The organism is Piscirickettsia litoralis, assembly GCF_001720395.1.
Taxonomy (GTDB): Bacteria; Pseudomonadota; Gammaproteobacteria; order Piscirickettsiales; family Piscirickettsiaceae; genus Piscirickettsia; species Piscirickettsia litoralis.
Genome location: NZ_MDTU01000001.1, coordinates 2899777 through 2907698 on the forward strand (window position 1 = coordinate 2899777; position 7922 = coordinate 2907698).

At 36.8% G+C, this 7922-nt stretch carries 9 protein-coding genes; all 9 read left to right on the top strand.

The window, feature by feature from the left end:
* The coding region (locus BGC07_RS14290; RefSeq protein ID WP_069313642.1) for a hypothetical protein at positions 1-890 on the top strand (890 nt) is incomplete at its 5' end.
* Positions 891-959: 69 nt separating this feature from the next.
* Complete coding sequence (locus BGC07_RS14295) at positions 960-4220, top strand: DotA/TraY family protein (RefSeq protein WP_069313643.1); 3261 nt, start codon at positions 960-962, stop codon at positions 4218-4220.
* A gap of 36 nt (positions 4221-4256) precedes the next feature.
* Positions 4257-4661 carry a hypothetical protein gene (locus BGC07_RS14300; RefSeq protein WP_069313644.1) on the top strand — a complete coding sequence of 135 codons (405 nt, stop codon included), beginning with the start codon at positions 4257-4259 and terminating at the stop codon, positions 4659-4661.
* Between the two features lie 35 nt (positions 4662-4696).
* The gene (locus BGC07_RS14305; protein ID WP_069313645.1) at positions 4697-5344 is read left to right on the top strand and encodes a hypothetical protein; all 648 of its coding nucleotides are present in this window, start codon (positions 4697-4699) and stop codon (positions 5342-5344) included.
* Between the two features lie 13 nt (positions 5345-5357).
* A complete protein-coding gene (locus tag BGC07_RS14310) occupies positions 5358-5582 on the top strand; it encodes a hypothetical protein (protein ID WP_069313646.1) in 225 nt (74 codons plus the stop codon).
* 53 nt (positions 5583-5635) lie between these two features.
* Positions 5636-6256, top strand: coding sequence for a type IVB secretion system apparatus protein IcmL/DotI (locus tag BGC07_RS14315; protein WP_069313647.1), 621 nt, complete (start codon positions 5636-5638; stop codon positions 6254-6256).
* Positions 6257-6298: 42 nt separating this feature from the next.
* Positions 6299-6595 carry a hypothetical protein gene (locus tag BGC07_RS14320; protein WP_235603264.1) on the top strand — a complete coding sequence of 99 codons (297 nt, stop codon included), beginning with the start codon at positions 6299-6301 and terminating at the stop codon, positions 6593-6595.
* 6 nt (positions 6596-6601) lie between these two features.
* Complete coding sequence (locus BGC07_RS14325; protein WP_069313648.1) at positions 6602-7012, top strand: hypothetical protein; 411 nt, start codon at positions 6602-6604, stop codon at positions 7010-7012.
* Positions 6993-7922 (top strand): phosphatase PAP2 family protein (locus BGC07_RS14330; protein WP_069313649.1); only part of this gene is annotated, 930 nt, incomplete at its 3' end. The genes BGC07_RS14325 and BGC07_RS14330, both read left to right, overlap by 20 nt.

Below are 7922 nucleotides of genomic sequence, written 5' to 3' on the forward strand. Positions count from 1 at the left end.
CTTATTTAAATCTATCTTATGCGCAAAAGCCGGCCCCATTGATAGCTGCTCTAGAGCAAAGCTTAAGTCAAATTGAAGCCAACCAAGAAAGTATGATTCATAATCAATTAAAAACAAACATGACAGTTTCTGCCAATGTGAATGGACCTAGCTTGGACTACTTACAAAATCAAGCAAACTATAGTGAGAATTATAACTCCCTTGCTAACTCGCTAACAGGCATTATGAGCGATAGTAGCAATGCAATAGGTACTGATGTTTTAGCTGAAACGAATAATAGCAAAACAAGCCAGAACTCATTTTTAAACCCTTACATTAAACAGCTGCCCAATAATAATTATTTAACAAATTTAATCCAAGGAAAGCCGTTCCAGGGCAACTTAGAGCCGATACTTATTACTAAAATTGCTGAAAGCCCTCAAAACAATATGGCAGATCTTAAATATAGCTTGCCTAATGAACAAGCGCTGAGTCTACAATCAGCTGTTATTGCTTCTGAAGTTGTTTCAAAGATGAATAGTAATGAGAAAATAAATCAAAAGTTGTTTGATGAAGTGAAAGCTCAGCTAAATTCAAGTTGGTTTAAAAGTGTAAAGTCTGCATCACGTGACCAGATATTAAGAGATATTTCTTTACAGCTTTCAGTGAGTAACTTGCTGAATTATCAAAAATTACAGGCTGAGAATTTAAACGCTTTGCTTAAAACAGCAGAATTAATGGATAACAATGCACTCATGAGTAAGATCGATAATTTGCAAAATACTTTAACGAGAAGCTTAGCAAGTGGAGATGGTTCTAGTGAAACTAGTTTGTATACTCAGGTTAAGAATATCAATAGTCAGCTGAGTGATATAAATAATAATTTGATCAGCTTGAAAAAAAGAAGCTAAGTTGGGTTGGTTAAACATTGATTAATAGCAATCATAATATAAATTATAATAACAAAGAAGGAAAATAGTATGTCGTTTATTATTCCTGGGCCGGTTGATGATCAGTCAGTGAGTGTTTTACAGCAAATCTTTGGTGAAATTATTCCATGGTTAGCGGGTCAGAATACAACGGGGACAGATACAACGATTATTCATAGTATTATTGCTTCTTTTAATACTGGATTATTATCACTATTATTAGTGATTTATGCTGTTATTATTTTCGTTGGCACTTTAAATACAGCCCATCAGGGTGAATTTTTAGGCAGAAACTGGTCTTCTATGTGGATGCCGTTACGAGCTATTTTTGGGCCATTATGTGTTGTACCGATTAAATATGGCTTTTGTTTGGCACAAATTGTTTTGCTGTATGGTGTCCTTGTCGGTGTTAACCTTGCTGATAAGGTATGGAAAAGTGTTGAAATACAAGTGGATAATCTTTCGATTCCAACAGTGCCTGTAAGTTTGCTCAATGATGTGAAGCAAAGTGTTGCTAATGCTGTACTTTATAAGTCCGTTCTAAAGGTTGCACCTAAAGCGAGTGATAAGAACCCTGATGATAAAAAAATAACGCTTGATGATGATGGTGTTATTTGTCAAGATGGCAAAAGTTCAGTCAAAGGGAATATGTTTTATACTGTTTCTTTGCCTGATAATAAAAAAACTCAAGCCTTATGTGTAAACTCCCAGTCAACGATTCCATCAAGCTTATTGCCTAAATTAAGTGGCTATGCCAGGAAAATATGTACAGGAAATAATGGCACGCTCAGTGAGTTTGCAACAGCAATGGATTGGTTTTATGGTGATCCTTATCATAGTAGCAAAATAAGTTTTGACCACCCTGGGACTCCGGAAATCACAGCGAGTTCATTAACTCAAATGTGTATTAATGCAATACAGTCCTTATTATCAGGAACTTCTAGTAGCACTTCTAAAGAGTATGATTATAACTTTAATGTCGTCAGTCAATGGTATGATGGTAGCCATAATTATCATGAGCATACTTCGAGACAAACTATCGTTTTTAAATCAAGCTTAGGTGACAGTAGTTATCATGGGGGGCAATCGAGTTCTGGGGATGAAGTGTTTGTTCCGGCTCAAGGTCACATTGCGTTTAATTTTGAGAATATGGATTATACAAATAGCGCCACTAAGAAAAATTCAGGGAAATACGATTATAGTCAGGCTGCAGACCAAGCGACTACACAAATTATTGATGATTTGTATAATGCAAGCAATGATACGGATAAAGATGTTAATCAAGCCAATAAGGTGATGGCTAATTATTTAAAAAAATTGAATAATCACCTGCTGGGTGATACTAAAAACTCAAGTACGCCGACCGATGTGTCGAAAATCATCGACGCTAATAATAATAGTGGAGACACGGGTTACGATACATGTAAAGTGTATTTAGATAATAGTAATGAGCTTAATTTTCGTTACCTCGAGTGCTTGCAACTAGAGTCTACCGGTGATTCTACCGGTGATCTTGTTGAAGGTGAAAAACCATTTGCAAGCTATATTAACAGTTGGTGGATGGGAGGTGAAAGTTATTTATCCATTGATTCAATTATGAATAGTAACCTTCAGGCGATGCAGAAAAGGCTTGATCAAGCCATTTCTTATCCAGGAATGAGTATTATTTCGACGATAAAATATGATATTCCAATTAACGTTAATTTTTATCCATTGGGTAATGGTCAAATACCCGGCAATGCAGATAAGTTGCAGCAGACAGCATTTAGTGATAGCTATGGCGTTGAATCAACAACCTATGGCATTCCTGATGGTTTGAATCTAATTTCTAGCAGTTGGTTGGATGAAATTGATAATACGGTTCCACCGCTGATTTCTAAACAAGGATGTAGCGCAGATCACTATGCTGAAAATACTCTTTGTGGTACAGAGCGAGCTGTTGATGAGTTGCGCAGTAATTTACTGAGTCTTCCAGACGAAATGCATGCGCCTTTTATTTATTTATTTGAGCTTTACACCCATAATGGAGATGGCGGGAGCTTAGTGCCTGCAACTGATGATTCAAGCGACTTTAATTCATCTGATTATAATAATGTCTATTTCTTAAACCGTGTTTTCAAATTTTTACAAAACAATGGAATTTATCAGCCAACGACAACAACTTCGGTTCCCGTCTATGGCGTCATTGATAAAATATTTAGTAATTTAGGAGGAAATGGTCTATCTTCGGATATTACCTCTATAATGAATGAACTCTATGAGTTAGGTACTCCGGCTTCAGCGAACAATAGCAAAGTTTTCAGTAAAATTATGCAAGCACAACAAGTGGGTGCCGATGTGATCTCTGCTGTCATTGATAGTTTTGCCAATATCTATCAAAACTACAAAAAGAAATTTGATAATATTCAGGATACGGCGCATAGCATGGTGTCTGATTGGGCGGTGGGTGCTGGTTTTGCTGGGGGCATAGGTGCATTATTTGGTGCCAGTGGTGCTGGGGCGGCAGTTGCTATTGCAGGTCAAACTGCTGTACAGCTGTATATGGCAGCACAAATGGGGAATATTGCCTTATCTTTGGCTTGGTTTCCGGTAGCGATGATTGTGTTAGGTTCATTGTTTACCGCAGCCATTGCCTTTGTGGTGATGATGCCGCTTATCCCCTATATCTTGTTTTGGGCAGGCACGATCGTTTGGTTGCTTAGCATTTTAGAAGGGTTAGTTGCGGTGCCTTTGGTCGCATTAGCTTTAGTTTATCCAGAAGGCCATGAGATTTTAGGACATGGATCTCCGGCAGTCAAAATTGCCTTAAATATTATGTTTAGACCAGTATTGATGGTGATTGGCATTATTTCAGCGATTGCTTTAACCTATGTTTTAATTACTTATTCTGCACAAGGGTTTCACCTTGTTGCCCCCTTAATACTCAATAACTTTACTTCAGACAATTTAGACATGGTGCGTGGTATTGTTTCATGTTTTCTTGTTTTTGTTTATGCGTCTTTTATGATGATGGCTTTTAATAAGTGCTTTTCAGTAATTTATTTAATCCCCGATAAGGTTTTTGAATGGATTGGTGCAGCATCAGGTCATCGCGCAGGTCTTGAAGAAGTTCAACAGTTACAAGGTAAAACAGAAAGCACGGCGAGCCAAACTGGTCAAGCAATGGGCAGTGGCGTTGAGAAAGGTGTTCAAGCGAACCAGCAAGAAACACAATCAACGGTCAGCGCGGATTCACAACATATTCAAGTCGCTGAAAAGTCGGGTGAAGCTGGCGGTAATGAAGCTCGTTCTGCTGCTGAAGCATTGATGTAATTTTGTTTTAATTGATTAAAGAGAGGAGAATATAATATGCCTATAAGAGATGAATATGAATACCAGATTGAGGCAGCAGTCCCCAGTAGTAGACGCCAGAATTTGCATGATGACCTTGAGAAACTAAAGCGAGATGCCGAAAAATTTAAAGAGTCTGGTTTGGATGCTAACTCTGAAGATGGCCAGAAATTTATGGAAAATTTTAAAGACATGAAAAAAAGGTTAGGATTAGAGAGAGATGTGCCTCTTGGCCGAGGATTTTTAGGTACCATTATTTCACTTTTTAAAAGATCAGAGCAGGATAAAGATCGTGAAATCGCTAATGAACTTGAAAAAGTAATGAATGAGTCGGTAGGGGAATATCACCTTCCAGACTCACTTATGAAAAACGCTGATCGCTATCAGAAGCCATCTTTAGATAGAGGCATGGAACTTGACTAAATATATAATAAAGGCAATTGGAAGAGGTATTAAGAATGGCGCAGCCAAATTTAGCAGCAATTAAATTAAAACTTAACAATATAAAAGCTCAAAACCAGCATCAAGATTTTAAAATAAAAGACTTTCTAAGTAGAGCAAATGGCTTTGAATTCAAGCCTAATATGTTGAAGAAAGACTGGAGAAACTTTGATGCTTTAATCAACAGGAATCAGGCTTGGGATGACGCGTATATATCGAAAATAGCACAATTAATTGATGGTATTGCAAATTTAAAAATTACCCCAAAATCGGTTCGTACCGTAAAAGCAAAGACGCTTGACCAGGTATTAGCCAGTAGAACTGATCTTGATCCTAATAGAGAAGATGAGCTTTTTAAAGGTTTTATTCAAGCAGGGAAAAGTCAAGCAGCTGCAAATGCATTAGCTGCTAAAGTTAATTATAATCGTGAAGATATAGGAGTTAGCAATGTCAAAATATCATATGACGAAGGGCAGAAGTCGTCTTATGTGGTGGCAAATGTGAATGGTAGAAAAACTCAGTGTACTCTCAACGAACAAAGCATAAGCTTTAATCCAAACAGTTCTGACGCTAGGCGCCTTGCTGCTCAATTAGCTGTACAATCAGGCGCAACAGGAATTAAGGTTTTACCTGGAGCGGAGTTTTCTTTGCAAGAAAAAAAATGAACGCTATGAACTTATGTTTAACGCTTTAGTGGCGGCAGGCGCAAAACTTGAGGATATTGAACCTGTAGGGGTAACGGGCAGAGAGCGGTTAGCAATGAAAAGCTTTCATAATACATTGGTAGAGCGTGCAATGAAAAGTACGAATGTATCGAACCCTTTTCAGTATCGGCATGACATAAGAGTCGTTAACCGAGTAACTCCAGTTAGTGCACTGTATGACGATGATTGTATGTTATAAATTGGGCTATCTAACTAGATTTTTTATGATTTACTTTTTAAAGGTTTTTAATTTTGGCTGAATCTGCATTAACACAAGTTAAACTGAGAAATGATTTTTACCGGGATAACTTTCGTCGAGTTTCCTTAGTATTATTGATTTCAGTACTGATTAATTTTCTACTTTTAGTTGCTTTTGTGGTGTCACTGAGTTTGCGGCCGGAGCCAAAATATTTTGCGACAACCTCAAATGGACAGCTTATTCGTTTACACTCATTGGCGAGTCCGGTGGTGAATGATTCATCGGTGATTAGCTGGTTGTCTGATAATATTCCCAATATAAATACACTTGATTTTTTGAATTATCGTTCTGAAATACAACAGAAAAGAAAATACTTTACCAAATATGGCTGGGAGCAATATTTAAAAGCATTTAAACCTATTGTAGAGAAAGTGCGTGATAATAAGTATATTGTTCGTGCCGTCCTTTCTGATGTGCCGGTTGTCACTCAAAAGGGTAAGATTGATGGTGTTTATAGTTGGCGCTTGCAAATTCCCTTGCTGATTACCTATCAAAAAGGAGGTTCAAAAGACACGCAACATGTTGTTTGGACAGTATTAGTACAAAGAAGTAATGAATATGCGAATACTCTATTTGGTATTTCACAAATTATTCAAAAAAGTGGTGATTTTTGAAAATGGATTACAATATAGCATTTAATAAAGTAATGAACTTATATGCGCAATATAAGATTTTTTTGGCGCGATAATGAAGTTTTTTATGCTGATGTTTTATCTTTAAGTGGGCCAATTATTGAGTCGATGTTAAGAAAAATGAATTTAACGCACAGCTTCTTGTTTGATAAGAAAGTTGCTTATAGCCGCAAACGGCAAGAAGGTGAGGCAGGCGAGAGTGTGGCCATTAACTCTGATAATGAGACTGCTTTTATCGTATTGTTGATTGTGATCGATATCTTAGAAGAAGCAGTTACAAAGAGTGGTAATGAGATAATTTTGGATAATTATATTAAGTAGATAGTTATGTTTAAAAAAATAGGTCGGGGCCTTAAGGCTGCAACGTCGTACTCATTTCTTAAAGAAAGCTTTTCTTTTGTATTTTCAACATCAAAGAAAGTTCTTACCATTCCTCCTGAGCATGAATGCAATGGCAAAATTGCTATTGAGAGCTTAAATGTCACTGAACAAGAGCTAAAAACGGCAAAAAGTGCATTTAGGTTATTAATGTGGGTTTATTTAATTTTCTTTCTCATCATTTTTACCTATACGTTAACCTGCTTTGTTAGCGGCGCACTGTTTACCGGGGTTGTCGGCTTCGCTGCATCGTTAGCGTGCTTGTCTTTAGCGTTTAAATATAGTTTTTGGTTAGTCCAATTAAAAATGGGCTATTTAGGATTAACGTTTAAAGATTGGCGTGAAAATCTATGGAAGTAGCACAGGAAAATTTTTCAAAAAAAAGCAAGAGTTATTTTTTCTTTGCCGGGTTATTTTATCAAGAATTTATCATTTTTTTGATAAATTATCTTTATTATTTTCATTTATAGTAATATTACTATCGGTCGTTGTTAGCACGATTAATGAGCATTATTCTCATTATACCAGCCTGGTGACCCCTGATTTATTGACGAACTTATTTGTGATTGCATTATGTATCATACTTGTTACTTTGTCTGTGCCTATTCGAGAAAATTATCCAAAAATTAGTTTAATGTTTAAGTTGATAGGCCTTTATGTGATTGCTTGGGTCGTGATGTTTTCGGCTTATAACCTGCAATTTACACCTTTTTCTCCCATAGACCATTTCTTATATCAAGCAGATTTAGCCATTGGGGTGCAACAAAATCAATGGGTTGCTTGGCTATATCATCATCCGATACTGCATAAGATTTTTGTTAATATTTATAATTCATTGGACTATCAAGTTTTGATTTTGCCCATATTAGCCTGCTTTTTGATCAATAAGCAGGATGTAGAGTCATTTTTAGTGAAGTTGCCGTTTCTGCAGTTGATAGGGGGCTTGATTTATTATTTTTGGCCGACAGCCTCTCCTGCCTCTTTGTTAAATCAGCAGTTTTTAGTTCAAGGACAAATTGATTTAGCGCTGCAGTTTCAGCAAATCCATGAAGGAATGATGCCAACAGTGGTTGGAGAGGGCCTGATTAGTTTTCCTTCGTTTCATGTGATCTGGTCTGCACTCTTCACTTTATTATTTAAGCAAAATAAATATCTATTTATTCCCTTATTAATTTTAAATGTTCTATTGTGGGTTTCTACCGTCGTGCTCGGCTGGCATTATATGATGGATGTGATTGCCAGCCTGGTGCTTGTTGGAGTTGCTGTTTTT